The organism is Hyphomonas oceanitis (assembly GCF_036964545.1).
Classification (GTDB): Bacteria; Pseudomonadota; Alphaproteobacteria; order Caulobacterales; family Hyphomonadaceae; genus Hyphomonas; species Hyphomonas oceanitis.
Map to the genome: position 1 here is coordinate 256,437 of NZ_JBALTL010000002.1, position 22,951 is coordinate 279,387.

Here is a 22,951-nt window from a genome sequence, read left to right on the forward strand (position 1 = left end):
TATTTATACCTTAATTCAGGGGCGGCGCCGCAAGGCGCCGCCCTTTTTGCATCTGCGGCACATTGCTCGCGCCGTGTTCACGAAAAGGCGAGGGTCTTCATTCTCCAGCCAATCGCAGGCATATGGGCAGCTGGCATAATGAAAGCCCTGTCATGATCCGTATCTTCACAAGTCTTCTGGCCATCTTCTTCCTCGGCGCCCTGGCCCCTGCCAGCGCTGCGCCCGTCGATGGCGGCCATGCCCGTGTCGAGCTGATCGCGGAGCGTTCCAGCGTCATGCCGGGCGAAACCATCTATGCCGCCCTCAAGATGGACCTTGATCCCGATTGGCACGTCTATTGGCGCAATGCGGGCGATGCCGGCCTGCCGCCGGAACTGATCTATCGGGAAACCAGCAACATTCCCGGCGGCGCCATTGGCGATTTTGTCTGGCCCGTCCCGCATCTCCTGCCCGTCGTTGAGGGCGAGATCATGGATTACGGCTACAGCCGCGAGGTCATCCTGCCATTCCCGCTCATGATCCCGGCCAATGCCTCCGGCACGGTCCAGCTCGATGTCGTGGCCGATTATCTTATCTGTGAAGACATCTGCGTGCCCGAAACAGCCGATGTCTCACTGACGCTGAATGTTGGCGAACCCATACCTGACACCCAAAACGGCGACATGATCTCGCAATGGATCGCGCAGGCGCCGCTGGCATTTGTCGGCGAGGCCCATGTCGATACTGCGGCCACGCCCTGGAAGCTCAGCCTGCGCGGCGAGCCCGGCCTCACGCGCGACGCCGATATCCGCTTCTTCCCCTTCGGTCACGAGATCAGCCACCCCGCCGCCCAGCCGGTCAGTTTCGGCTCGGCAGGCGCAACGCTGACGCTGACCCCCGCAGGCAGTGCGCCGCTTGAAGGCAATCTCGACGGCGTCCTCGTCGTGGAACACGCTGACGGCACGCGCCTCGGCTATGAAATCTCGGCTGCGCAGGGGCCGACCTTTGAAAACACGTCCGGTTTCGCCGCGATCCGCTCCGGCAAGGGCGGGGCAGGGGGCGGCAGCAGCCTCCTCACGCTTGCCTTTTTCGCACTGATCGGCGGCCTCATCCTCAATCTCATGCCCTGCGTGCTGCCGGTCCTCTCGATCAAGGCCATGGGTATGGTCTCTGCCGCCGCCAGCGGCCACGCCAACGAGCTGCGCAGCCATGGCATCTGGTACACGGCCGGCGTCCTTGTCTCCTTCGCTGCCCTCGCAGGTGTGATCGTTGCCGTGCGCGCCGCCACAGGCTCGGCCACGCTCGGCTTCCAGCTTCAGAACGGGCCGACCGTCGCCATTCTCGCGCTCATCATGTTCGCCATTGGCCTCTGGCTGATGGGCCTCTTCGAGCTCGGCACCTCCATCCAGAACACTGGCAGCGGTCTCGCCAGCCGCAACGGCGCCGCTGGCGCCTTCTTCACTGGCATCCTCGCCGCCGTCGTCGGCGCGCCCTGCGTCGGTCCCTTCCTCGGCGTGGCCCTCGGCGCCGTGCTCAGCCAGCCCGCGCCTGCCGTCTTCATCGTCTTCCTCGCCATGGGCTTTGGCCTCGCGCTACCCTTCCTGCTGCTCAGCTTTGTGCCCGGCCTGAAGCGCCTCCTGCCGAAGCCCGGCAAGTGGATGGAAACGCTGAAACAATTCTTCGCCTTCCCCATGTTCCTCACCGCAGCCTGGCTCCTCTCCGTGCTTGGCGCCCTCTCCGGCCACAGCGCTGTTGCGTGGACCGTCGCTGGTGCCACCGCCGTCACCTTCGCCATCTGGCTCGCCCGTCGCGGCGGCATTCCCGCCCGCGCGGTTGCGGCTGCAATCCTCGTCCTCGGTTTTGCCTACCCGGTCCTGCGCGCCAATGCGCCTGCCGCCGCTGAAGGCAACTCGGCCGCCTATGCCGCCAAATACGAAACCGAAGCCTGGAGCCCTGAGCGCGTCTCCGAGCTGACTGCGCAAGGCCGCCCCGTCTTCGTCGACTTCACCGCCACATGGTGCGCCACCTGCCAGCTGAACAAGCTCAGCACGCTGAAAACCGCCGCTGTGCAGGAGGCTTTCGCCGACGCCAATGTCGCCTTCCTCGTGGCAGACTTCACCCGCAAGGATCCCGTCATCGCCGAGGAACTGAAGCGCCGCGAACGCGCAGGCGTGCCCATGTATCTCTGGTATCCTGCCGGTGCCTCAGAGCCCGATATCCTGCCTGAAATCCTGTCTAAAGACCTTGTGATTGGACTTCTTGCCCCATCATGACTTGAATACGGGGCGGGAGGGGTCGATTTTTACATCAGATACCAAGGAGACTGCCCATGTTCAGCCGCCGCAACTTTTCCCTCGCCGCAGGCATGGCCGCCGCTGTCGCACTGACAGCTGGCGCCCTTATCGCCTCCACCGCCAATGCCAGCCCGCTTGTGGCGCCCGGCGAACCGGCGCCGGCCTTTATCGGTCTTGATTCCGAAGGCCAGAGCGTCTCCCTCGCTGATTTCGCCGGCAAGACGGTCGTCCTCGAATGGACCAATGATGGCTGCCCCTTCGTCCAGAAGCATTATTCAACGCCGCCCTCGAACATGCAGACGCTGCAGACCGAAGCTGCCGCCGATGACGTTGTCTGGCTCTCGGTCATCTCCTCGGCCCCAGGCAAGCAGGGTCATGTTTCCGGCAATGAGGCCAACGCCCTGACCTCCAGCCGCAGCGCCGCCCCGGCTCACGTCATCCTCGACCCGTCCGGCGACATCGGCCGCCTCTACGGCGCCAAGACGACGCCCCACATGTTTGTGATCAAGGCTGACGGCACGCTGGCCTATGAAGGCGCCATCGATTCCAAACCCTCCGCCCGCGTCGACGACATCGACACGGCCACCAATTACGTCCGCGCCGCCCTCACCAGCGTGGCCGCCGACGAGCCCGTCACGGTTGCCAGCTCCAAGCCCTATGGCTGCTCTGTGAAGTACGAATAGGCCTCAGCGGTCCGGCGCCAAATTGGCCGGGCCTTAGGCAGCTTCCGCGATGTCGAACCGGGCCACCTTGCCGTCCCGAAAATGGAAGACGTGCCCGACCGTCTTGTCCTTCAGCCCGTGCGTTTGCCCCTCGAGCGGCTTGCCCTCGAGATCGAAAACGGATTGGCGGACCGCCGCGATGATCGCGCCATCCGCCATCCGCTGAAAGCCCACAGGCTCGACGTGCGGACTGACCATTGTCCACTGGCGCGTCCAGTATTCGCGCACGGCCTCGCGGCCATGAACATGTCCGCCATCCATCCCGTTGGCCCAGGCAACATCATCGGTCAGCACGGCCAGAACGCCGGCAATATCGCGTGCGTTGAAGCTGACATACATGCGTTCAACGGTTTTGATGTCATCTTCCATCGCGTCGCTCCTTGCAGAGTTTGGGTATTGCATCAAGATACATATGCACATATATATTTGAGACTGGATAGGTGCAAGGGGTGATCTGCGATGGACATGAATGTGCTTTCGACACCGGGGCACCTGATCAGTCTGGCGGCACGCGGTTTCGCCCGCCTCAGCGAAGCGCGGCTCAAGCCGCTTGGCTTCGGCGTGGGGCATCTGCCCGTGCTGGTCGCGCTTCAGCATGGGCGTGCCAGCACGCAACGCGATCTCGCCCGCTTTGCGCGGGTCGAACAGCCGCCAATGGCCCAGATGCTCGCCCGCATGGAGCGCGACGGGCTGATCCGGCGCACGCCTGACCCGGCCGATGGGCGCAGCAGTCTCATCACGCTGACAGAGGGCGCAGAAGAGCGCCTGCCGGACGCCGTTGCCGTCCTGCTGCAGGGAAATGATGACGTGCTGCGCGACTTCACGGAGGAGGAGGCAGGTCTGCTCGTAACCCTGCTGACGCGCCTGATCGCAAACCTTGATCGGGTCGCAGGCGCCGAAGCCTCGCCCGGCCCGGAACGCTCATCCTGAGCGAAGTCGAAGGACGAGCGTGGGCATCCTGTTCTTGCCGTACGGGGTCCGTCCTTCGACTTCGCTCAGGATGAGCCCCTCTTGCCCCGTCCCCAGCGTCAGGCTTGCCTTCACCCCCCTCCCATTTATGACAGGTATGTCTAAAAAGAGGGGCAGGCCATGAGTTCAGGATCCGACAGTATCGTCCGCGACCAGCCGGCGGAAATGCCCTCTGAAGGCGGCCCGCTGCTCGAATATCACGGCAACCTGCCGCCATCGCCCGCCTGGTTCCAGGACGCCGTCGCAACGCCCTACGAGACCCATTTCGTTGACGTCAAAGGCGCCAAGGTCCGCTACCAGCGCTGGGGCCAGCGCGGACGGCCCGGCCTGCTCCTCGTGCACGGCAACGGCGCCCATGCGCACTGGTGGGACTTCATCGCGCCCTATTTCGCCCAGCATTACAATGTCGCCGCGCTCACCTTCTCCGGCATGGGCGACAGCGAGTGGCGCGAGAAATACGACATGGCGACCTTCGCCGAAGAGGAAGTCGCCGTCGCCGAGGATGCAGGCCTCTTCGATGCGGACGTAAAGCCCATCATCGTCGCCCATTCCTTCGGCGGCTTCGTCACCCTCGTCACCGGCGCCGAACATGGCGACCGCTTCACCGGCATGGTCATCGTCGACAGCCCCGTGAATCCCCCGGAACGGCCCCATCAGGGTCCGCCGCGCTCCGGCCGGCCCAACAAGGTCTATGATGATCTCGCCAGCGCGCTTGGCCGCTTCCGCCTCGCGCCGCCGCAGATCTGCGACAACCATTACGCCATGGACTATATCGCCCGCTGGAGCCTCAAGAAGGCCGATGGCGGCTGGACGTGGAAGTTCGATCCCTCGATCTGGACCCATTTCGAGCCGAACGACGCGCCCGGCGACATGCTGAAGGCTGCCAAGTGCCGCATCGCCATCATTCGCGGCGAGGAAAGTGCGCTGATGCCCGATGATGTCGGCGCCTATATGCGCAAGCTGCTCGGCCATCAGGTGCCGTTCATATCGATCCCGCATGCGCGCCACCATGTCATGCTCGACCAGCCGCTCGCCTTCGTCTCGGCCCTGCGCACGCTGCTCGCCGAGTGGGACCATTCAGAGCCTCACCGCAGCGTCTGAAAAAGCCGCCGGACGCAAATCCGGCGGCTTTCAAGACGACCAGGGTGAGGACCTAGTCCTTGAAGTTGAGTTCCTGCATCAGGCTCGTGCCCATCACTTCGCGGAATTCCGCGCGGTCGGCACTCTCTGCTTCCAGCTGCGCGTCGGAAGCCTTTGACCATTCATTATAGGCCACATACCGGGCTTCGGCCTCAGGGCCACTGGCAATGTCCGTCATCACCGTAATCAGGTAGAGGTCCGGCTCGCCTGAGCGGTTATGATAATTGGACAGGACCATATAGTCCTTGATCCAGCCCTTTGATTTCGCAAACTCCTGCGAGGCGCGCCATTTGTTGGCGAGGTGGTTGGCATAAGCGAGGCCGCCGCCCGGCTTGATGTCGATCCCCGTGACTTCCCAGAAATCACCGCTGACCATCGGATACGTATCGGCATCCGTCGTGGTCGTGGCTGCCGGTTCCTGCGCCGTTGCGGATGTTGCGCATCCCGCGAGCACAATCGTTACGGCAAGGCCCGCGATCTTCAGCGAATTGCTCCAGTGTGTTCTCATCGTTTCCTCCTTTTTTTATTATATATCCGATGGTTAACACAAATTAACATTTTCGCCTATAATTGTTTTTATGCGGATAATATTCGCGGAGCGCGTGCATTCTGCCTGTCGTGCAACTGATCGCATGACGGCGCTTTTCTGAAGGCTTTGCACAAGTGCGCTGTATAAAGATGAGGGGCAATTGCGCGGATTTCCACGGGAGAGAGTGCGCCCATCAGCAGCGGTCATTGCGCAGCGCGGCGATAATTTGCCGGAAATCCGCGGCCGTCTCCGACCGGGATGAAACCCGTGAGAGGCTTGGCCCATGTCTCTCACGCCGCTTGATCCTTTCCAGTCCCTTGTCATGCTCGCCTGGCGCCGGGCCGATTATCTCGTACATAAAATGGTGTGCGCGCTCGGCCTTGGCTTGCTGCCGTGCAAGCCCTTCCTGCTGCGCCCCGTGCGCGCCCGCCTCGCGGCAGATCTTGCCCGCTTCGAGGCTCTGACGCGCCGCCTGCTCGTGCTGATGGTTCTGGAGAAGGGGCTGTCGCATTACGGCGTCGCCCGGTCCCCCGTCGCCGCTCGCCGGCAACAGCCCGCGATCGCGCAAACATCTGCGCCCCAATCACGCCCCAGCCTTACCGTCCCGTCCTTCCGGCTTGCCGAGAGCACCGGCCGCGCCGCAGGCACGCCGCCACCCCGACGTCTCAAAGGCGGCCCGCGTCCGCGCATCCTGCGTCTCGACCAGCCGCTGCCTCCGCCGGAGCCATGGGAATATCCCGTCCTCTCCGAAGACCTTGTGCCGAGCCAGCCGCTGATCCGCCGCCTCGTCGCCCTGAATCAGGTCTTCGTGGATCCGGCCACTCATCTTGCCCGCATGGGGCGCCACCTCCTGCGCGCCAGGGCCCAGCCCGCGACACGCCGCTACAAACTCGGCGCACTCCCTCCAGCCGTCCGCGCCCGCCGCGTCCCGAAGGACGAACGCGACGCCCTCGAACAACTCCACGACGAAGCCGTCTACCAGCTGGACAATCTGAACTCGTCCTGACGCGCAGCCCCCCTTATCCTCCCCCGTAAAACGGGGGAGATGGCTGGACGCGTAGCGGCCAGTCGGAGGGGGAGTGTGATATATTATGCAGATACCCCCTCCGCCCCTTCGGGCCACCTCCCCCGCGCGCGGGGGAGGATAAAGGGCATTGTGCTTGAATCAGTCCTCAAGCCGAATAGTCAAACACCGGCCAGCGCTCAGCGATCACCGACGCCTCGCCTACCTATTCGGCTGCGCGGGGCAGCGAGGCGACATAGGCCGTCACGGCCTGCGCATCGGCATCCGACATTGCATAGCGCGGCATCGGTGGCAGCACCGGCACGCCGCTCGGCCGCGGGCCACCAGTCATGAAGGCTGTGAACTCGCCATCCGTCCAGCCTTCGGGCAGCCCGGCAATCGATGGCGCAACCGGCGCCCAAGGCATCTCGGCCAGCGGGGCGAAGGGCAGCGGTCCGCCCTGCAGCGCATGGCCCATGTCCGGGCCGGTCGGCGTCATGGCCGTATGACAATCATGGCACCCTGTGATGCTCACGAGATATTGCCCGCGCGCCACCGGATCTTCAGCGACCGGCCCCTCGGCCACCTCTACCGGCGCAGCGGCTTCAGCGGCAGGCGCTGCTGGTGCTGCAGATTCGGTCGGCGTGCACGCCGACAACCCCACGAGTGCCAGTGCACCCGCCAAGCCTGATTTTATCATGGAAATGGGTCCCACCCTTTAGCGCCGCACAGTCGCGGTGCAGGGTGAAATCTACATGATTTCCCCGGGATTTGGAATATCCTGATTTGGGCCTGCAGCCTCAGGCCGAATAATCAAACACCGGCCAGCGCTCCGTGATCGCCCCGTCTTCGTAGACGGCAATATCCCCGAATTGCAGGAACACCGCCTCGCTCTGGTGCGGGCGCAGGAACACGAATTCGTCGGCGGCAATCTGCAGCTCCGGCCCACCATTCAGCATTTCCTGGTTGGATGAGCGCCCGAACGTCTTGTTGTAGGCAAGGCCCGGCGGGTCGACCGGGTCGGCCAGCCAGTTGCCGCCATAGATGAACACGGTCTTCGACGCGTTCGGGTTCCAGGCCTTGGTCGCGCCATCGGCAAATTCCAGGCCCGGCATATGCGTCACCGGCATGGACTTGATCACAGGCGTCGCAATGAAGCTCGCGGGCAGATGCGGCTCGAGAAGCTCGGTGTCGAAATGCGTCGGCTTGACGAGGCACGAGCCAGCCGACACTTCGCTGGCAATCTCCGTATCCTGATAGGTCCGGTAGGTCGGGCTGCCCGCCGCATTGCGCGTGATGCCTTTCATGGCATCCGCGCCGAACACTTCGGTCGCCTGCGCCAGCGCCGCCGCATAGCCCGTGCGTACGCCCTTCATCGCCCGCGCCTGCCAGCCCATGGCCGTCGGCAGCGAAGCGATGTGCGGGTCATATCCCATGAAGCCTGCAAAGCTGAGGCGTGGATTGGCCTTTATCGCCTCCAGCATGCCTTTCAGCGCGCTGCCAGCCACCATGCCGCCCCGGTGCAGGCCGACATCGAGCTCGATATTGATCGCGAGGTCGCGGCCCACCTGGTCGGCGAGGTCTGCATATTGCGCCAGCCGCTCGGGGGTATCGATCAGCCACTGCACATTGTCCGCCGCGCCGGAATAGTCCGCAGGCAGCTGTTCGAAATAATGCTTCGCCGCGACCACGGGCAGGGGCTTGCCCAGCAGCTGACTCGCCTCCGGCATGGCTTGCGAAATTTCCAGCAGCATTGGCAGGTTGAACGTCATCAGCCGGTCTGTGCCCGTCCGTTCGCGAATGTGCTGGATCAGCCCCAGCGAGGGCAGGGACTTCGCCACGATGCGATAGTTCATGCCCGCTGGCAGGAAGCCCTTCAGCGTGTCCACGTTCGCATTGAGCCGCGCCTTGTCGACCACCATGGTCGGCTGCGCGATGCCGGCCGCAATCAGCGCCTTCTGCACATCCAGGAAATAGGCGTCGCGTGGCCCGCTCTTGTCACCAGGTTTCATCATCAGGGCTGTTACTCCTACCAGGGCCGCTCCGCCCAGGATCACATTGCGGCGCGAAAATTCAATCATTGAAAGGCTCTCCAAACAGGTAGGCCAGATATGGGTTCAGGAACTTGCCCGCCGGGTCGAGCTCGCGGCGGAGCGCCAGGAAGTCGTCAAATTTCGGATACAGCCCGGAAAGCTCCGCCTTGCCCAGCGAATGGTGCTTGCCCCAATGCGGCCGCCCGCCATTGGCGCGGTGTATCGGTTCGATCTCCGAGAAGAAATAGTCATAGCGCTCGTCCACAGCGGCATGGATCGCTACCGAAATGCGCGGACCGGCATTGAACGGACTCAGCCAGGCCTCATCCGACGCAATGAACCGCACTTCCATGGGGAAGAAAACGTCCTTGTGCGTCTCCAATTGGGCAATCACTTCGCGCAGGCCCTTGATCCCGGTCTCGCGAGGAAGGTGGTATTCCATCTCGTTGAACTTGGTCGGCCGTGTCGTAGACAGCAGCTTGTAGGAACTGTCGCTGAAATCCTCGATCGTGCCCTTGGGCAGCGCTGCGCCGACAATTTTGCGCCGCAGCCAGGGCGCCCAGCCGAACTGGTTGCGCAGCATCTTCAGCTGGTCCAGCGTCTCGTCATCAATATCGTCGCCGCGCCCGGTGACGGGCCCTTCGTGCAGGTCATGGCTGATCGCCGCGCCATAGCCAGTGTGCGGGAAGTAATAGAACTCAAAATTGCGGTGCGTCCCGGCCAGCGCCTCGGCCCGCGCGATCAGCTCGTCGATGGGCTCGACCCACAGTTTCCTGTGCAGATTGAAGCTCGGCACCGTCTTCAGCGTGTATTGCGAGATCACGCCAAGGGCGCCGAGCGACACGCGCCCCGCCGCGAACAGGTCAGGGTGGCGCTCCGGCGTCACATCCATCACGTCGCCCGTGGCGGTCACCAGCCGGAAGCCGGCAATATGGTCATGCAGCGCCGTCAGCGTTTCGCCGGTGCCATGCGTCGCTGTGGAAAAGCTCCCTGCCAGCGTCTGGACGTCAATGTCCGGCAGGTTGGGCAGGGCCCGGCCCACTTCGGCCAGCTCCGTTGCCATCTGGAAGAGGCGCGTGCCGGCCCCGAACACGGCATGGCCTGTCTGTTCATCAAATGATTTCAGGCCCGTCAGACGGCTCACATCCACCATCACGCCTTCACTCGGCGCAAGGCCCACAAAGGAATGGCCGCTCCCATAAGGGCGCATGCGGGACGTCGTTCCGGCGACCAGTTCGCTCAGCTCATCCTCGCTGGCGGGCAGGCTGATCGCCTCAGGCGTCGCGCGCTGAACGCCCGACCAGTTCATCCAGCTGTCCTCGCCGTCCGGCGCCTCCGGATAGTCAGGTTCATAGTCCGGGCGTGTGAAATCACGCCCGGTCCAGGCTATGTGCTTTTCGACGGGAATCGCAGCGCTGCCTGCAGCAACCGCGCCTCCTGCCAACAAAATGGTCCGCCTCGAAACCGCCATGCCCTCTCCCTCCCCATCCTCAGGGAATAGGAGCCGGGCATCGGCTCCGGTGTCAATAGATGACATAGGCGTCAGTTTTTTACGAAGCGGTTTGCTTCATCGGCAGGGCAGGGATCAGCCTGCGAAGGCTTTCTCGATCACGAATTCGGCCGGCGCGGAATTGGACCCTTCGGTCAGGCCATTGGCGATCATCAGCGCCTTCACGTCCTGGATCATTTCCATCGAGCCGCAAATCATCGCCCGGTCGGTTGCCGGGTCGAGCTTCGGCACGCCGAGCGCCTCGAACAATTTGCCGGTCTCGATCAGCGTCGTGATCCGCCCCATTGTCGGGTGCGGCGTGCGCGTGCAGCTGGTAAACAGCTTCAGCTTGCCGTTCGACATTTCGCCAACCAGCGGGTCATTGGCAATGTCGCGCACAAGGTTTGTCGAATAGGCCAGTTCGCCATTGTCGCGGCACGTATGCGTCACGATCACTTCGTCATAGCGCTCATATGTGTCCGGGTCGCGGATCAGGCTGGCGAAGGGCGCAAAGCCGGTGCCGGTGGAGAACATGTAGAGCCGTTTGCCGGGCGTCAGCGCGTCCAGCACCAGCGTGCCGGTCGGTTTCTTGCCCAACAGCACCTTGTCGCCCGGCTGGATCGATTGCAGGCGCGATGTCAACGGGCCGTCGGGCACCTTGATCGAATAGAATTCCAGTTCCTCGTCCCAGGCAGGGGAGGCGATGGAATAGGCACGCAGCAGGGGTTTGCCGTCTTCCTTGGGCAAGCCGATCATCACAAATTCCCCGGTGCGGAAGCGGAAGCTCTGCGGGCGGGTAATGCGGAAACGGAACAGCCGGTCGGTATAATGCTCGACGCTGAGGACAGTCTCCTCGGTCGGGGCATTCGGGTTCACTTTCGGTGCAGGCGTCGCAGCAGCGGCAGATGCATCAGCAGACATGGGCAGGCCTCTTTACAGGGGGCGGCATTACAGGTTCAGCCCGCAAATGACCCCTCGGGCCTGCAAAAGCAAGGCGTCAGATTGGCAGTTTAGTTTTGCTGAACAGTCGGGGCCAGGGCTATTTCCGGCCAGTCGGACACCCAATGCACATCGGCATCCTTGATCGAATGGGCGCCGTTCAGCTCGTAGATATTCTCATATCCATAGCCATAAAGGTTGATGAAGGTCGGCACGTTGAGCGCCAGCTCCATCCGTTTCAGCATCACTGGCGCCGTATTGTCGCTGAAATTGTTGTTGCAATAGATCAGGATGCGCGTGGTCTTGTCGCCCAGCGCCGCGGCCAGTTTCGCGTCGGTGAAATCGGAAAAATTGACGTTCACGGCGCCCTCGATATGGCCCATGTGGAAAGCCTCGGCGCTGCGCGTATCCAGCAGGATCGTGCCTGGCTCGGCCTTCATCGCGTTAAATGTCTCAAGGCCCACAAGGCGGGCCTGCCGATAGGCGGCGAGTTCGCTGCTGAGGCCGACAAAGCCGTCATAGTCAATCAGGGCTTCGGCTGGCTGAGGTGTCTCCTGCGCCTCGGCATTGGCCAGCAGGCCGCAGCCGACAAAGGCGGCGATCGTCAGTATTCCCAGGATGGCATTGCGCTTCACGCCCACGGGAAATCTCCTTTTCGTATCCCATTGCCTGTGAATCCTTGCTCGCAATTACGGCAGGATTGCGGAGGACGCCGTGGCATTGCCGCCGCAATCGCTTGTAGCCAGCTTCAACAACGCTGTGTCGCAGCCCTGTCCGCAGCAGCAGGACGTAAAGGTAAACACCTCAGGGCTGTATTTTGCCATTCTGTATAAATTACTACAGATTTGGCGTTTTGATTCAGGAAATAAATACATATTCCGCCTAAGGCTCGTTAAGCAAGGAATACCGTATGCAGTTTGAGTCGGCCCCTATCCAGAGAACGCCTGCCCTGACACGGGAGATGGGTTTCCATGATGTGGCGGCTTTCTTCCGGCAATATCCCGACGCGACGCTATGCCCGGTGATCGACGCGCAGCAGGTTCCGATCGGCTATGTGTCCTCCCTGTCTTTCCAGACAATGCTCGCCTCGCCCTTTGGCCATGCGCTGCACGAAAAGAAGAAGATTCATGACCTGATGAAGTCCAGCGCGGACTTTCCCTCCATCCGCGACAGGATTGCGGATGTCATCGGGCGCTATATTTCCGATGACAGGACGATCCGCGACGGCCTCGTGCTCGTCGATCAGCATGGCCGCTATTACGGCATCATGAGTGGCCTTCACGTGTTCGAAGCCATGAACAAGATCCATACGAGCATGCTGGCAAAGCTGACACTTGAAATTGCCGAACGCAAAGTTGCCGAAGAGAAAATCAAGTCTCTGGCCGATGAAGACCCGCTCACGGGAATCCTCAACCGGCGCGCCTTTGTCCGCGAGGTCGATGCCCATATCGCGCGGGGCATTCCCTTTGCCTGCGCTTTTGTCGACCTCGACCGGTTCAAGCATCTGAATGACCGTTATGGCCATGCGGTCGGCGATGAAGTGCTGAAGGCGATATCAAACCGCCTGTCGAATAATGCGGCGCTGGCGCATGCGGCCCGGCTGGGCGGCGACGAGTTTGCCTTTGTGGTCCGGGCGTCCGGTGGGTCTGCTGCGATCCAGCAGATTCTAGAGGACACACAGGCAGAACTGATCTGCGGCATCGATTCCGCTGTCGGCCAAGTCTTTGTCGGTGCCTCCATCGGCTATGCCATCCACCTTATGGACACGTTCGAGCAAGCGGCCATGCTGCATGCCGCCGACAAGTCCATGCTGCGGATCAAGGGGCAGGGCGGCGGCGTTGCCCGCTTCAACAGGGTGCTCGACATCGGCAGCCGCGAGGCCGACATGGTGGATCTCGCGCTCGTCTCAGCTGTGGCGAACAAGCGTTTCGAGCCGGCGTTCCAGCCCATATTGGATGTTCGCACCGGCCGCGTTGTCGGCCATGAAATGCTCGCCCGCTGGCCGCAAAGCGGTCTCCAGTCCGATCCCATGCCCAGCCAGTTCATCCAGGCTGCCGAGCGCCTCGGGCTGATTGACCCGCTGTTCTGGTCACTCGCAGACAAGGCCGTTGCAAGCATGGATGACAGCGAGACATTCCTCGCGCTGAACATCTCGCCGACCCAACTCTGTTCGGACTATTTCCTCGACAAGCTCGACAGCCTGCTCACACGCCACAATGTTGACCCGGGGCGTCTGGAGCTGGAAGTCACCGAGCATATCTATTTCAGCAATCTCGATCTCAGCACGGAAATCCTTACAAAGGTGCGCGCCATGGGCGTGTCTGTCGCGCTCGACGATTTCGGCACGGGCTATTCCTCACTCAAGCTGATCGACCAGCTGCCGATCGACAAGATCAAGATCGACCGCTCTTTCGTCGCCCAGGAAGGCGGAAAGACCGTGCGCGGGACGATCCTCAAGGCCACGATTGCGCTCTGCAAGGAGCTCGGCATCAAGAGCTGCACCGAGGGTATCGAGACGCGCGAGAATCTCCATCTCATCGCGCAGCTGGGATGCGACCTCGCGCAGGGTTACCTGATCGGTCGGCCGGAGCTGCGCGCGCCAGCGCCCGTTGGCATCATGCAGCGTTCAGCCTGACAGAGCATATGGTCTGAGCCTGAAACCAGCACTGCGCTGACGCGTTTATCCTGTCGGCATGGAAAACGTATTCATCACTTCCTTCGAGACGAGCCTGCCCTGGGGTGTCATTGCGTTGCGCCTCGGAGCCGCTTGCGCGCTCGGCATTGCCATTGGCATCGACAGGGAAGTGCGTGATCGTCCGGCAGGCTTGCGAACGCACATGCTCACGGCGCTGGCAGCCGCCATGTTTGCCATCATCGCCATCGAGATGATGGCAAACATGGCTGGTGAAGACCGTCACACCCAGTTCGATCCGATACGCGTAGTGGAAGCGGTCACGGCAGGCGTCGCCTTTCTCGCCGCCGGGACGATCATTCAGGCGCGTGGGTCCGTAAAAGGTCTGACGACGGGGGCAGGCATGTGGCTTGCTGGCGCAGTCGGTCTCGCATGCGGGGCAGGGTATCTAACGGTCGCTGTCATCGGCGCCGTGTTCGCCATTGTCATCCTCTTGCCCTTCCGTATCATCGAGAGCCGTTTGCTGGGAAAGCGGCGGATCCTTGGCCGCGAGGAACCTGACAATGACGTCTGAAACGACGCGTTTCGAATTTCGCTGCTGGCCCGAACTCACGTCCGCTCTGCGCCGGGATGTCGAGACGCGCTATAATCTGGCACCCGCAAACCGGCGGACCGATATCTATTTCCCGGCCGCTCACCGCGACGACCTGTTGATCAAGCTGCGAAGCGGCAGTCGCTTCGACATCAAGGCCTGCATAGGCTGGCAGGCCCCGCTGGAAATCTGGCAGGTGCAGATGGCGTCGGACTTTCCGCTGACGCCGGACGAACAGGCCATGTTGGCTGTCATCTTCCCTGATATGGACTGCGCCGACGAGCCGCTCGCAAATCCCGCCGATGCGCTGCGTCGTCTGGGGGCCGTCGCCCCGGTCCGTGCAGTCGAAAAGGTCCGCCGGCTGAGCGATGCAGGCGGACTGCGCGCCGAGCTGACAGAAGCAACCTGCGCCGGTATAGCGCAATGGACGCTGGCGTTCGAAAGCGCCTCGGACACTCAAGTGATGGATGAACTGGCCGCGCTCTCGCTCGGCCTGTCCAGGAATCTCAGTTATGGCGCCGCCTTGCGCCATCCGGCGCTGTTTGGCGGGGCTATCGCTTGAGTAGACCCTTATTCGGCGTCGAGCAGCGGCAGGCCGAGGGCCGCTTCCACATCGGCCCAGCTGACCATTTTGAAATTCTGGTCCTGTTCCTTCAGCGGGTTGGCATCGTCCTGCACCGCCAGAAGGCCGCGCGGATAACCAGGCAGGGCGGCCGAGACGATGTCGAGCCCGTCAGTGTGGGTAACACCGTCAACGCCTGCTTCGGTGTTTTCGACCAGCATGAAAGCGCCCATCGGCGTGTGCGGTGCCTGGCGTTCGTACACGACATAGCGATTGGCTTCCTGCGCCGATGCAACGATCCAGCCCTTGCCATCCTTGCCGCGCCACATCGAGACGCCCTCGACATCGGCCACGAGACCATTACCCGCGGCAATCGTGTCGAGTTCGATCGGCTGGGAGTCCGCCTCTTCATAGGCCAGCGTCCAGATGCCGTGACCTTCCTCGCCGATCACCAGCTGGCCATTGACCTCGTCAAACACGCAGCCTTCCAGCTGGGTCGCCAGCTTCACGCTGCGCAGCAGCTTGCCGGTGACGCCATCGGCTTCGCCGTCAATCTTCCAGAGTTCAACCGTGCCATCCTTGTAGGTGACGCCGGCAATCGGGTTGGATTTACCGTCGCCTAGGCAGATGCCGTAAGGCTCGGTCTTGCCCGTCTGGATGTCGTTGATATGGGCGATCTCGCCCGTCGTGCGTTTGATCGAGAAGACCGAAATGCCCTGCGTGTCATTGCTGGCCACGGCGAGGTCGAAGGGGCCGCCAAGGTCCTGGCGCACGTCGACATTGTTGATCGGGCCGAGTGGCAGGCGCTGGACTTCAGACCCGTCGAGCGCGAACACGACCAGACCTTCCTGCTTGTTGGTGCCCAGGATCAGCGATTTCGCCGGATCGGTCGGGCTGACCCAGATGGCTGGATCGTCCGCGCTGTCGCCCGTCGCACCGACAAGGCCGGTCTCGGCAAGCGGCATAACGGAAGCGGTCGGGAAGGCCGGAACGCTGGCGCAGGCAGCAAGGGCGAGCGCCGATGCGCTGGCGAGAACGAGGCGGGCAGGGGACATGTCAGGCTCCATCAGGGTCGGTTCTGTGCCCGGCTATAACGGTGATGGCGCTACTCAACCAGCCGCATATTTGCGACGATTGCGTGACATCGCGGCCCCTGGATAAGCGGTTCTCAGCCGACGGGGAAACGGCCCATCCGCTCTTCCCAATGGCGACGGCAGAGGGAGAGATAAGTCGTCTTTTCGATTGACACCTGATCGCCCTCTGTCAGCGCCTTGCCGTCCGGCCCGATGCGCACGACCATCGTGGCTTTGCTGCCGCATTCGCAGATCGTGCGGATTTCGCGCAGATTGTCGGCAATCGCCAGCAAGGCCGCCGAGCCCTCAAACAGTTCGCCCCGGAAGTCCGTGCGCAGGCCATAGGTCAGCACAGGCACATGCAAATAGTCGGTCACCCGCGCCAGCTGCCAGACCTGTGCTTTCGTCAGGAACTGCGCCTCGTCGACAAAGATGGCGTCCAGCCGTCCCTTGGCCATCACGTCCTGGATCAGCGCAAAAAGGTCCACCTTGTCGGAATAGAGCGTCGCTTCGGAACTGATACCGATGCGCGAGGAAATATGCCCGTCCTCGGTGCCGCCATAGAGTTCGGAGGTAAGCAGCAGCACATCCATGCCCCGCTCACGGTAATTGTGCGCCGCCTGAAGCAGGATGGTCGACTTGCCGGCATTCATTGCGGCGTAGGAGAAATAGAGCTTGGCCATGGTCTAGTTTGTCACAATTTTGCCCGTCCAGAGCCGTCTCCCCAGCGAATGCTGGGGCCCAGTTTGCCGCATCCGTGACGCGCCGCACTGGACCCCTGCATGCGCAGGGGAAGCGGGGAAGGTGCCCCGTTGTCGACCCTATTCCAGCTTCTTCGCAACGCCTTCACGGCGCGGATCAGCGGCGCCTTCAAGGCCATTGTCGCGCACGACGATGACGTGCAGGCCGGAATTCTCGCCTTCGCGCTCGTCAACATCATAGCCCATCTGGCGCAGCGTTTCGGCATCTTCCGGGCCGCCTTCGCGGTCGACTTCGACGCCAACCGTGTCACCGCGCGCGATGATGTTCGGCAGGTCGACGGCTTCCTGCGCCGTCAGGCCCCATTCCATCACGCCGACGAGCGTCTTGGCGACATAGGCGATGATCGAGTTGCCGCCCGGCGAGCCGGTGACCATGAACAGGTCGCCCTCAGGATTGAACACGAGCGTTGGTGACATCGAGCTGCGCGGACGCTTTCCGGCAGCAGGGGCGTTGGCCACAGGCTGGCCACCAGCTGTTGGCGCGCGGGAGAAGTCGGTCAGCTGGTTGTTGAGCAGGAAGCCATGCGTCATGCGCGACGAGCCGAAGGCGGCTTCAACGGTCGCCGTCATCGAGACGGCATTGCCGTCAGTGTCGATGATGGAGATATGCGTCGTGCCCGGCTTGTGCTCGGTCTGGTCCTGGCCCCACATGCCGATCATCGGGCTGCGGCCAAGGGCCACGCCCGGATCGCCCGGCGTGGCATGCGCGTCCGGCGCAAAGGCCTCCTTGGCGCGTACTTTCAGATAGTCCGGGTTGATCAGGTCAGCCGTCGGCACGGTGACATGGTCTGCATCGGCCACATAATAGTCGCGGTCGGCATAGGCGAGGCGTTGGGCGTCGACGAAGATTTTCAGGTAATAGTCTTCCGACACTTTCACGTTCGGGCCGGGCTTCATCAGGTCATAGAGACCCATGATCTCGTTCTGCGCGATACCGCCGGAAGAGGGTGGCGGGGCGGAACAGATCTTGTAGCCGGTCGGCAGCGTGCCGCAGACGGCCGGGCGTGTCTTCACGGTGTAATCGGCGAGATCTTCCATGGTCATCACGCTGCCATAGGGCTCGGCACCAGCGGCGGCGACGATGCCTTCAGCAATCTCGCCGGTGTAGAAGGCGCTGGGGCCTTCAGCGGCGATGCGTTGCAGCGTGGCGGCATAGTCCGGGTTCTTCAGCAGGTAGCCCTCTGGAAGCGGCTTGCCATCCGGATAGAAATAGGCGGCCGTCACCGGGTTGTCGTCGAGATTGATAACCGCGCGCAGCCGCTCGGATGACAGCGCCTGCGAAAGCTTTTCACCAACTTCAAAACCATTCTCGGCAAGGCGGATGGCGGGCGCGAAATCTGCCGCCCAGTCGCCCGTGCCGGCGGCGTCATGCGCGGCCTTGTAGAGCGCGACCTGTCCCGGAACACCCACCGAATGGCCCGACTGCCAGGCTTCGATGAAATCCATCACCTTGCCGTCCTTGACGAAATAGTCCGCCGTGGCAGCCGCAGGGGCCATTTCGCGACCATCGAATACGGTGATCTCGTCCTTGGAACGGTCATAATAGACCATGAAAGCGCCGCCACCGAGGCCCGAGCTTTCCGGCTCGACGAGGCCAAGCACGGCATGGACGGCAATCGCCGCATCGATCGCGTTGCCGCCATTGCGCATCACTTCCAGCCCGGCTTCCACGGCCAGCGGGTTGGCCGCAGCCACCATCGCGCCCTTGGTCCAGCTGAGGTCGCCGGTTGGCGGGCTCAGTGATTCGGCTGTTTCCGCCGCGGTCTTGGCCGCGTCTGCGGAGGAAGTGACATTGCTTTTGGCCTGCGTACAGGCGCTCAGCGCAAGGCTGGCAATGGCAATGAGAGGCAGCCCGAGGAAACGGCTGGGCGATAGCGTGCGACGATACATGAAAAACCCTTTGCTTGGCGCAGTGTTCGGCTGACCTTAAGAGACTGGCACAGGAATGAAAAGGCAAAGGCAGACATCATGGCAAAGCCCGGAAAGAATAACCTGATCACGGATGTGGCAGGTATCAGCGTCGGGCAGGCGGAAGATGCCCGCGTGCGCACGGGCACGACCGTGATCCTGGCCGAGAAGCCCGCTGTTGCTGCCGTATGTGTTGCAGGGGGTGGCCCCGGCACGCGCGAGACGGACCTGCTGGCAGGTGGCACGCTGGTTGATGCGGTCGATGCCATCTGCCTCTCCGGCGGCAGTGCGTTCGGCCTCGCCGCTGCAGACGGCGTTGCGGCCGGCCTCAAGAAGGCGGGGCGGGGCTTCGGCCTGATCGACCTGCCGACCGTGCCCAAATCGCCCATCGTGCCGGCGGCCATCCTCTATGATCTCGCCAATGGCGGCGACAAGGACTGGGGCGAGGCCTCGCCCTATGCTGCACTCGGTCGCACGGCCTATGACGCCGCCGCAGACACGTTCCGGCTTGGCAGGGCAGGTGCAGGCTATGGTGCGGCAGCGGGCGCGCATCTGGGCGGCACGGGCTCAGCCAGCATCGTGACGCGGGACAAGATCACAGTCGGCGCCCTTGCGGCGGTCAATTGCTATGGCTCAGTCTACATGCCCGGCACGGACGCCTTCTGGGCATGGCCGTACGAGATTGATGGTGAGTTTGGCGGCGCGCGCCCGCCATCCGACTTTTCCATGAGTGCCGAAGACTGGGGCGCGGCCAAGCTGAACCCCAGCCTCGGTCAGAACACGACCATTGCCTGCATCGCGACAGACGCCATCCTGACGCCCGATCAGGCCAAGCGCGTCGCGCAGATGGCCCTGTCCGGTTTCTCGCGCGCCATCCGGCCCGTCTTTGCGCCCTTTGACGGCGACGCCGTGTTTGTTCTGGCTACCGGCAAGCGCGCCTTGCCCGATCCAACGCCCGCCACAATTGCCCGGATTGGCGAGCTGGCGGCCAGCACACTGGCGCGCGCCATCGCAAGAGGGGTATACATGTCCGGGAGGTAAGGGGACGGACATGAAAAACATCACAAGATTGAGCCTGGCGCTCGGCGCGCTCACGCTCGCCACGGCCTGTGTCGTGGAAGGAAGGGACGCAAATCCGGCTGACTGGCCGGGGATGGCCTCCATGCAGTCGGTCAGCGGCAAGGAAATCTATCACGAGTGCGGCGCCACGATGATTTCCGACAGCTGGGCCATCACGGCAGCCCACTGCGTCGAGACCGCGCGCATCGAGAATGGCCGCCGCGCCATTCAATACGTGCCAGATGCGTCGGGAGACCTCGTCCGCTTCGGCCCGCTGATCCTGACCATCGGGGCAGGGGACCTGCGCAAGGTCGCAAGGGGCAGCGTTTTCCCGATCCGGGACGTCGTCGTCCATCCGGGCTATAAGCGCGGCCATGCCGAAGGGGGCAATGACCTTGCCCTCGTGCGCATTGATGGCGTCTGGAAAGGCGCCGTCGGCAGGCTCGACGGCCTCACGGGCAGCGTCAGCGATTTTGACCCGCCCTATTCGGAGCTGATGGTCGCCGGCTATGGCAAGACGGGCGAACAGGCCACCGGGCAGGAAGCCGTCAGCCGCACCGGGCGCCACCTCAGCGCGCCGATGATGGTGCTGCAGGAGGCCTACCTTCCCAAGATTACGCCGGAGGAATGCAAGACGGACCTGGAAGGCCTCATCACCCAATATGGCCTGCAGGACGACTATGCTGGCGTCACAGTCTCGCCCGAGACCCAGATGTGCGCCGGCGCCAGCTATTCCGACAGCTGCCAGGGCGATAGCGGCGGACCGCTCGTCCAGCGCGGCAATGGCGGCAACGGGCCGGTTCAGGTCGGCGTGGTCAGCTGGGGCCTCGGCTGTGGCCGCGAGGGCAGCCCGGGCGTCTATATGCGCGTCTCGGGCTATGCCGACTGGATCGCCAACACGACCGGGATCGCCCGTTCGGCAACTCCGGCGGCACTCTGACGGGCCTTGTCCGCCCCTTGTTGTGCCCTGCCAGTCGGCGTAAAATGGTTGCCTCTAGCGAGGTCAAAGCATCATGCAGAGGTTGGCATATCGCGGGTTAGTCAGGCGCGTTGCGTTGCTGACGAACGCTTGCGCCATTATCGCCACAGCTGCATCTGCACAGATCATTGCAGGACGCGATGCCAACGCGGATGACTGGCCGGGTATGGCCTCGCTGCAGACCGTGCTGGGTCATTCGCTCTTCCATGAGTGTGGCGCCACGATGATTTCGCCCGAATGGGCCCTTACCGCTGCCCATTGCGTTGAAGACGCGCGCATCGAGACAGGCGGGCGGGCCTATCAGTATGCGCGCGCCGACGATGGAAGCCTCGTCAGGTTTGGCGTTTTGAGTGTTGCCATCGGAGCGGCCGATTTGCGACGGCGAGGGGCCGGGACCGTATTTCCGTTGAGCGCCGTCGTTGTTCACCCCGCCTACAAGCCCGAAAAGCCTGAAGCCGGCAATGATATCGCCCTGCTGCGCCTCGAAAGTCCCTGGGAAGGTCCCGTCGCCCTTGTGGACGGCCTGACGGTAGGGCCACCAGAGGATAATCTCGACGGCCCGCCTCTCGTGGTTGCCGGATATGGCCGCACGGAGGAAGACGGGCCCGGCGAGGAGGCCTTCAGCCAGACTGGCCGCCAGCTCAGCGCCCCCAAGATGCGCCTGCAGGAAGGCTACGTGCCCTTTGTGGAGACAGAGGCCTGCCGGCAACAGATCGACAGCCTCGTCGCGCGCTATGGCCTGTCTGACATATATACGGATGTCGCCATCAGTTCCGAGAGCCAGATCTGCGCCGGCGCGGGCACGACGGATTCCTGTCAGGGCGATAGTGGCGGCCCATTGGTCTATCGCGACTATGATGGCCCCCCGGTCCAGGTCGGCATTGTCAGCTGGGGCCTCGGCTGCGGTCGGCCCGAAAGCCCCGGAATCTACACCCGTGTCGCGGCTTATGCAGACTGGATTTCCGGCGTTACGGGACTGCAGATCGCTGCGCCGCAGCCCTGAGTGCAGTTTTCCGTGAAAACCCGTGTCAGGCAGGCTTGCAAGCTGCGAAACCTGCCTGTATGTGTCCGCCTTCCTTATGGGGGCACCCGTAGCTCAGCTGGATAGAGCACCAGACTACGAATCTGGGGGTCGGGCGTTCGAATCGCTCCGGGTGCACCATTTTCTCCTATAGGGTGATAGGCATTTAATGTCCTTTCACATCTTCGGGCTCATCATTGCTATCGGGTTCGACTGACCTGACTGCCTGGTCCCGCAGTCATTCGGACAATTTGCGCAGTTGACCCAAGCGGGTGCGAAGGTGACGCTCACAACGGCATCTATTTTCGGACTTTCGAACTGTCATGGATGACCAAGGGAGGGGGAGGCCATGAAATGGCTTGCGTTCCTTGTGGTATTGGCGATTTCGGGCTGCGGTGTGAGCTATGTCGCACCGACTGCCAAGCTGGGCGTGGAGTTTCAGTCAGTATCCGATCTGGACACGGCTTCGGTTGAAATCCAGCACGAGCTGAACCGGCTGGGATTTGAAACGCAGCCAGCGACGGAAGGCTGGACGAGTGACATGCTAGATAGCCTGTCCAGCGAGTTTCGCTTGCGCATGTCCCACACGATCAGTTTCTGGCGGCATCAATCCGAACCGGTGGAGTCAGACGTCCACGGCGAAATTATCGCTGTTCCGACATCATCGGACGCGGATTCATGGCCGGTCGATGGCGTCCAAATTCCCTATATCGAGATCAATATCACCGATTTCAGGGCGGGCGGGTTCAGCCCGCAAGCCCTCCAGGTCTATGATGATACTCTCGCCGTTCTCCGTCAGCATGGCTACCAGGTCATTGTCATATCTCCTCCGCCGCCCACCGACGAGAAGGAGAACGGTCGCGTGAAGATCATCAACATGCTGGCCGCAGCTGGGTGGTGGACGGCGGTCTGGGCAATCAGCATGGCGATATTTGGCGGTCTGGCGATGTGGGGCCTTCGACGCATAAATGTGGGTCAAAACCTGCGTCGACTCACACTTGTCTGCATCGGTGTTATTGTCGTTACACCTTTTCAGGCCTCAACAATGTTTGTGAGCATCTTTCTCCCAAATGTCTTTTTCATGGCGTTTGGTTATTCCCATGAGGGGGAACCGTGGCAGTTCGATGGGAATGTTTTCGGACATCCTTTTTTGGCGTCATTTGTTTTGAGCGCCGTTGGCGCTGTCGTCCGCGTTCGAGATAACGTGCCTGACGTGACGTCGAAATAATTGCGGGTTCCGCTTTCCAATCTGCACACTGGAGCTGCA

At 62.5% G+C, this 22,951-nt stretch carries 22 protein-coding genes and 1 tRNA gene; 13 read left to right on the forward strand and 10 right to left on the reverse strand.

Translation table 11 applies throughout. From position 1 onward, the window contains the following. The first annotated feature begins 152 nt into the window (after positions 1-152). Together V7651_RS06205 and V7651_RS06210 are read left to right on the forward strand one after the other, a co-directional pair. Positions 153-2,252, forward strand: a complete 2,100-nt coding sequence (locus tag V7651_RS06205; RefSeq protein ID WP_335612605.1) for a protein-disulfide reductase DsbD family protein — start codon at positions 153-155, stop codon at positions 2,250-2,252. Between the two features lie 56 nt (positions 2,253-2,308). Further along, positions 2,309-2,956 (forward strand): redoxin family protein, encoded by a 648-nt coding sequence (locus tag V7651_RS06210; RefSeq protein WP_335612606.1) that lies wholly within the window; start codon positions 2,309-2,311, stop codon positions 2,954-2,956. A 33-nt stretch (positions 2,957-2,989) separates the two neighbouring features. Here V7651_RS06210 and V7651_RS06215 read toward each other — a convergent pair whose 3' ends face one another. Next, entirely contained in the window at positions 2,990-3,364 is a 375-nt protein-coding gene (locus V7651_RS06215; RefSeq protein WP_335612607.1) for a nuclear transport factor 2 family protein, read from the reverse strand. A 90-nt stretch (positions 3,365-3,454) separates the two neighbouring features. Here V7651_RS06215 and V7651_RS06220 point away from each other — a divergent pair, with 90 nt between their 5' ends. Both V7651_RS06220 and V7651_RS06225 read left to right on the forward strand, forming a co-directional pair. Continuing rightward, positions 3,455-3,925, forward strand: coding sequence for a MarR family winged helix-turn-helix transcriptional regulator (locus V7651_RS06220; RefSeq protein ID WP_335612608.1), 471 nt, complete (start codon positions 3,455-3,457; stop codon positions 3,923-3,925). A gap of 159 nt (positions 3,926-4,084) precedes the next feature. Then, on the forward strand, positions 4,085-5,065 hold the full coding sequence (locus tag V7651_RS06225; RefSeq protein ID WP_084146256.1) for an alpha/beta fold hydrolase: 981 nt from the start codon (positions 4,085-4,087) through the stop codon (positions 5,063-5,065). Between the two features lie 52 nt (positions 5,066-5,117). On the opposite strand, the gene V7651_RS06230 is transcribed toward V7651_RS06225, so the two are convergent. Continuing rightward, positions 5,118-5,612, reverse strand: coding sequence for a hypothetical protein (locus V7651_RS06230; protein WP_335612609.1), 495 nt, complete (start codon positions 5,610-5,612; stop codon positions 5,118-5,120). Between the two features lie 304 nt (positions 5,613-5,916). Here V7651_RS06230 and V7651_RS06235 point away from each other — a divergent pair, with 304 nt between their 5' ends. Then, a complete protein-coding gene (locus tag V7651_RS06235; RefSeq protein WP_335612610.1) occupies positions 5,917-6,639 on the forward strand; it encodes a hypothetical protein in 723 nt (240 codons plus the stop codon). Positions 6,640-6,862: 223 nt separating this feature from the next. On the opposite strand, the gene V7651_RS06240 is transcribed toward V7651_RS06235, so the two are convergent. The 5 genes from V7651_RS06240 to V7651_RS06260 all read right to left on the reverse strand — a co-directional run bounded on the left by V7651_RS06240 (position 6,863) and on the right by V7651_RS06260 (position 11,738). Continuing rightward, positions 6,863-7,336: a c-type cytochrome gene (locus V7651_RS06240; protein WP_335612611.1), complete on the reverse strand. Its 474-nt coding sequence runs from the start codon at positions 7,334-7,336 to the stop codon at positions 6,863-6,865. Between the two features lie 100 nt (positions 7,337-7,436). Then, positions 7,437-8,651: an alanine racemase gene (locus tag V7651_RS06245; RefSeq protein WP_335612612.1), complete on the reverse strand. Its 1,215-nt coding sequence runs from the start codon at positions 8,649-8,651 to the stop codon at positions 7,437-7,439. 58 nt (positions 8,652-8,709) lie between these two features. Next, complete coding sequence (locus V7651_RS06250; protein WP_335612613.1) at positions 8,710-10,140, reverse strand: D-arabinono-1,4-lactone oxidase; 1,431 nt, start codon at positions 10,138-10,140, stop codon at positions 8,710-8,712. 114 nt (positions 10,141-10,254) lie between these two features. Beyond that, positions 10,255-11,079 carry a ferredoxin--NADP reductase gene (locus V7651_RS06255; RefSeq protein ID WP_335591110.1) on the reverse strand — a complete coding sequence of 275 codons (825 nt, stop codon included), beginning with the start codon at positions 11,077-11,079 and terminating at the stop codon, positions 10,255-10,257. An 89-nt stretch (positions 11,080-11,168) separates the two neighbouring features. After that, positions 11,169-11,738, reverse strand: coding sequence for a rhodanese-like domain-containing protein (locus V7651_RS06260; protein ID WP_335612614.1), 570 nt, complete (start codon positions 11,736-11,738; stop codon positions 11,169-11,171). A 269-nt stretch (positions 11,739-12,007) separates the two neighbouring features. On the opposite strand from V7651_RS06260, the gene V7651_RS06265 reads away from it, so the two are divergent. Genes V7651_RS06265 through V7651_RS06275 form a run of 3 tightly spaced genes read left to right on the forward strand, consistent with a single transcriptional unit; the run spans position 12,008 to position 14,883 of the window. Next, positions 12,008-13,732 (forward strand): EAL domain-containing protein, encoded by a 1,725-nt coding sequence (locus V7651_RS06265; protein ID WP_335612615.1) that lies wholly within the window; start codon positions 12,008-12,010, stop codon positions 13,730-13,732. Positions 13,733-13,790: 58 nt separating this feature from the next. Beyond that, on the forward strand, positions 13,791-14,303 hold the full coding sequence (locus V7651_RS06270) for an MgtC/SapB family protein (protein ID WP_335612616.1): 513 nt from the start codon (positions 13,791-13,793) through the stop codon (positions 14,301-14,303). Beyond that, positions 14,293-14,883: a hypothetical protein gene (locus tag V7651_RS06275; protein WP_335612617.1), complete on the forward strand. Its 591-nt coding sequence runs from the start codon at positions 14,293-14,295 to the stop codon at positions 14,881-14,883. The genes V7651_RS06270 and V7651_RS06275 overlap by 11 nt, the downstream gene beginning before the upstream one ends. 8 nt (positions 14,884-14,891) lie before the next feature. Here V7651_RS06275 and V7651_RS06280 read toward each other — a convergent pair whose 3' ends face one another. From V7651_RS06280 to ggt, 3 genes are all read right to left on the reverse strand, one after another. After that, positions 14,892-15,938, reverse strand: coding sequence for a phytase (locus V7651_RS06280; RefSeq protein WP_335591107.1), 1,047 nt, complete (start codon positions 15,936-15,938; stop codon positions 14,892-14,894). A gap of 113 nt (positions 15,939-16,051) precedes the next feature. Continuing rightward, positions 16,052-16,639 carry a thymidine kinase gene (locus tag V7651_RS06285; RefSeq protein ID WP_035538338.1) on the reverse strand — a complete coding sequence of 196 codons (588 nt, stop codon included), beginning with the start codon at positions 16,637-16,639 and terminating at the stop codon, positions 16,052-16,054. A gap of 138 nt (positions 16,640-16,777) precedes the next feature. Further along, positions 16,778-18,607: a gamma-glutamyltransferase gene (ggt, locus tag V7651_RS06290; protein ID WP_335612618.1), complete on the reverse strand. Its 1,830-nt coding sequence runs from the start codon at positions 18,605-18,607 to the stop codon at positions 16,778-16,780. Between the two features lie 78 nt (positions 18,608-18,685). Here ggt and V7651_RS06295 point away from each other — a divergent pair, with 78 nt between their 5' ends. From V7651_RS06295 to V7651_RS06315, 5 genes are all read left to right on the forward strand, one after another. After that, positions 18,686-19,666: a P1 family peptidase gene (locus tag V7651_RS06295; RefSeq protein ID WP_335612619.1), complete on the forward strand. Its 981-nt coding sequence runs from the start codon at positions 18,686-18,688 to the stop codon at positions 19,664-19,666. Positions 19,667-19,676: 10 nt separating this feature from the next. Next, entirely contained in the window at positions 19,677-20,624 is a 948-nt protein-coding gene (locus V7651_RS06300) for a serine protease (protein ID WP_335612620.1), read from the forward strand. Between the two features lie 115 nt (positions 20,625-20,739). Further along, on the forward strand, positions 20,740-21,666 hold the full coding sequence (locus V7651_RS06305; protein WP_335612621.1) for a S1 family serine peptidase: 927 nt from the start codon (positions 20,740-20,742) through the stop codon (positions 21,664-21,666). Between the two features lie 82 nt (positions 21,667-21,748). Further along, positions 21,749-21,825, forward strand: a tRNA-Arg gene (locus tag V7651_RS06310). Positions 21,826-22,033: 208 nt separating this feature from the next. After that, complete coding sequence (locus tag V7651_RS06315; protein ID WP_335612622.1) at positions 22,034-22,912, forward strand: hypothetical protein; 879 nt, start codon at positions 22,034-22,036, stop codon at positions 22,910-22,912. Positions 22,913-22,951 lie beyond the last annotated feature (39 nt).

Excerpts from the sequence above, each read along its gene's own strand:
- V7651_RS06315 (WP_335612622.1), top strand. The coding sequence starts at position 22,034 with ATGAAATGGCTTGCGTTCCTTGTGGTATTGGCGATTTCGGGCTGCGGT.
- V7651_RS06210 (WP_335612606.1), top strand. The coding sequence starts at position 2,309 with ATGTTCAGCCGCCGCAACTTTTCCCTCGCCGCAGGCATGGCCGCCGCT.
- V7651_RS06205 (WP_335612605.1), top strand. The coding sequence starts at position 153 with ATGATCCGTATCTTCACAAGTCTTCTGGCCATCTTCTTCCTCGGCGCC.
- V7651_RS06235 (WP_335612610.1), top strand. The coding sequence starts at position 5,917 with ATGTCTCTCACGCCGCTTGATCCTTTCCAGTCCCTTGTCATGCTCGCC.
- V7651_RS06285 (WP_035538338.1), bottom strand. The coding sequence starts at position 16,639 with ATGGCCAAGCTCTATTTCTCCTACGCCGCAATGAATGCCGGCAAGTCG.
- V7651_RS06240 (WP_335612611.1), bottom strand. The coding sequence starts at position 7,336 with ATGATAAAATCAGGCTTGGCGGGTGCACTGGCACTCGTGGGGTTGTCG.
- V7651_RS06270 (WP_335612616.1), top strand. The coding sequence starts at position 13,791 with ATGGAAAACGTATTCATCACTTCCTTCGAGACGAGCCTGCCCTGGGGT.
- ggt (WP_335612618.1), bottom strand. The coding sequence starts at position 18,607 with ATGTATCGTCGCACGCTATCGCCCAGCCGTTTCCTCGGGCTGCCTCTC.
- V7651_RS06215 (WP_335612607.1), bottom strand. The coding sequence starts at position 3,364 with ATGGAAGATGACATCAAAACCGTTGAACGCATGTATGTCAGCTTCAAC.
- V7651_RS06220 (WP_335612608.1), top strand. The coding sequence starts at position 3,455 with ATGGACATGAATGTGCTTTCGACACCGGGGCACCTGATCAGTCTGGCG.
- V7651_RS06225 (WP_084146256.1), top strand. The coding sequence starts at position 4,085 with ATGAGTTCAGGATCCGACAGTATCGTCCGCGACCAGCCGGCGGAAATG.
- V7651_RS06265 (WP_335612615.1), top strand. The coding sequence starts at position 12,008 with ATGCAGTTTGAGTCGGCCCCTATCCAGAGAACGCCTGCCCTGACACGG.
- V7651_RS06280 (WP_335591107.1), bottom strand. The coding sequence starts at position 15,938 with ATGTCCCCTGCCCGCCTCGTTCTCGCCAGCGCATCGGCGCTCGCCCTT.
- V7651_RS06250 (WP_335612613.1), bottom strand. The coding sequence starts at position 10,140 with ATGGCGGTTTCGAGGCGGACCATTTTGTTGGCAGGAGGCGCGGTTGCT.
- V7651_RS06295 (WP_335612619.1), top strand. The coding sequence starts at position 18,686 with ATGGCAAAGCCCGGAAAGAATAACCTGATCACGGATGTGGCAGGTATC.
- V7651_RS06275 (WP_335612617.1), top strand. The coding sequence starts at position 14,293 with ATGACGTCTGAAACGACGCGTTTCGAATTTCGCTGCTGGCCCGAACTC.
- V7651_RS06245 (WP_335612612.1), bottom strand. The coding sequence starts at position 8,651 with ATGATGAAACCTGGTGACAAGAGCGGGCCACGCGACGCCTATTTCCTG.
- V7651_RS06300 (WP_335612620.1), top strand. The coding sequence starts at position 19,677 with ATGAAAAACATCACAAGATTGAGCCTGGCGCTCGGCGCGCTCACGCTC.
- V7651_RS06230 (WP_335612609.1), bottom strand. The coding sequence starts at position 5,612 with ATGAGAACACACTGGAGCAATTCGCTGAAGATCGCGGGCCTTGCCGTA.
- V7651_RS06255 (WP_335591110.1), bottom strand. The coding sequence starts at position 11,079 with ATGTCTGCTGATGCATCTGCCGCTGCTGCGACGCCTGCACCGAAAGTG.